This window comes from Kitasatospora sp. P5_F3 (genome assembly GCF_054049135.1).
In genome coordinates this window covers 1-1,769 of record NZ_JBFUMY010000181.1, presented here as the reverse complement: position 1 = coordinate 1,769, position 1,769 = coordinate 1, and the positions used below count along the sequence as shown (strand labels likewise).

Annotated in this window: 1 protein-coding gene and 1 pseudogene; one reads left to right on the top strand and one right to left on the bottom strand. The window is 73.8% G+C overall.

The window, feature by feature from the left end:
- A partial coding sequence (locus tag ACXJMZ_RS37170) for an ABC transporter permease (protein WP_457034411.1) occupies positions 1 to 1,296 on the top strand: 1,296 nt, incomplete at its 5' end.
- Between the two features lie 335 nt (positions 1,297 to 1,631).
- Here ACXJMZ_RS37170 and ACXJMZ_RS37165 read toward each other — a convergent pair.
- A pseudogene (locus tag ACXJMZ_RS37165) lies at positions 1,632 to 1,769 on the bottom strand (IS5/IS1182 family transposase); the annotation flags it as partial.

The window sequence follows — 1,769 nt, the reverse complement described above, 5'->3', positions numbered from 1 at the left end:
GCCCTGCTGGGCGGCGGAGTGCCGCTGACCGTACTCGGCGCGACCGGGGGACCGTCGCTGGTGCTGACCGCGGCGGGCGCCGTCGCCGCGCTGGCGGGCCTGGTCGTACTCGGCCCGGTCGCGGCGGCGCTGGCCGTACGGACCGCGGGCGCGGCCCTGCCACGGCTGCGCGGCGTCACCGGCGCGCTGGCGCGCCGCAACGCGGCCCGCAACCCGCGCCGGACGGCCGCCACGGCCACCGCGCTGATGGTCGGCGTGGCGGTGGTGACGCTGTTCACGGTGTTCGGTGCCTCGATCAAGGCGACCATGGACGACACCGTCGACCGCTCCTTCGCCGGGGATCTCGCGGTCACCGCACCCGCGCGCGGAGCGGGCGGCAGCGGGGTCAGCCCCGGACTCGCGGACGCGGTGGCCGCCCTGCCCGAGGTCGAGCAGGCCGTCGGCCTCGGACGGGGCGTCGCCCGGATCGACGGCCACGGCAGGCAGCTCGGCATCACCGACCCGGCACGGTTGGCCGCAGTGGTCGACCTCGGCCGGGTGGACGGTTCGCTCACCGGCCTGGGTACGGACGGACTCGCGGTCTCCCGTACGGAGGCGGAGAAGTACGGCTGGCAGGTGGGCAGTTCGGTCCCGGTAACGTTCGCGGACGGCGGTCAGCCGTTCACCGTCCGGGCCCTGTACGAGGGCGCGGGAGTGGCCGGCGACTACCTGATCACCCGCCAGGCCTGGGCCCCGCACCGGGTGCAGGACAGCGACGCGCTGGTCGCCGTCGCGCTGCGGCCGGACGTATCGCTCACCGACGGCAAGGAGGCGGTCGAGCGGGTGGCCGAGTCCTTCGCGAGCCCTGCCGTACAGACCCGGGACGAGTACGCGCAGAGCGCGGCGGCGGGCATCGACACCATGCTCTCGGTCGTCTACGCGCTGCTGGCGCTGGCGGTACTGATCGCACTGCTGGGCATCGCCAACACGCTGACGCTCGCCGTGCACGAGCGGACGAGGGAACTGGGCCTGCTGCGGGCGGTCGGGCAGACGCGGGGGCAGTTGCGGGCGATGGTGCGGTGGGAGTCCGTCCTGGTCGCCGCCTTCGGCACGACCGGTGGCCTCGCCCTCGGCGCCTTCCTCGGCTGGGCGCTCACCCGCGCCTCCGACACCGCCGGCACCGGCTCCTTCGCCGTCCCGCCCCTCCAGCTCACCGTCGTCCTCCTGGCCGGCCTCCTGGCGGGCGCCGTCGCAGGCCTCCGCCCAGCGGCCCGCGCCGCCCGCATGGATATCCTCCGCGCCATAGCCGCCGAGTGAGACGGGGGGTAAGCCCAGGGGTGCGTGGAACCGCGGTTGGACGAAAGGAACGGCGCTGAGCCTCCCGGCCGCGCAGTTCCCCGTGCCTCTGTCGGTGTGTGGGATGCGAGAGCGCTTCATACGGCCCGTGAACGGGGTGGTGGTGACGGAACGGCCGGGCCGGGTGTTTGGTTGTCTGCTGCCCCGGTCCGCCGCGGCGTCCCCGGCTCGGCAGCGCCCAGTCCGGTCGGGTTGCTGTCCGGGCCCGGCCTGATTCCGCCCGGGGCGGGTTGATGATCGGTGTGTGGTTTTCAGTGGTTCGGCGTTGTCGTTCACTGATCTCTGAGTGAGCCTTTTCAGCTGTAGACCGTGAGGGTGAGGATCGCTGCGACGGCTGACGTGAGCCAGTTCGGGCTGCAGCGGGCGTGGCGGAAGATCCGCCAGGTTTTGAGCCGGGCGAAAGCGCGCTCGACGGCGACCCGCAGGCGGGCATG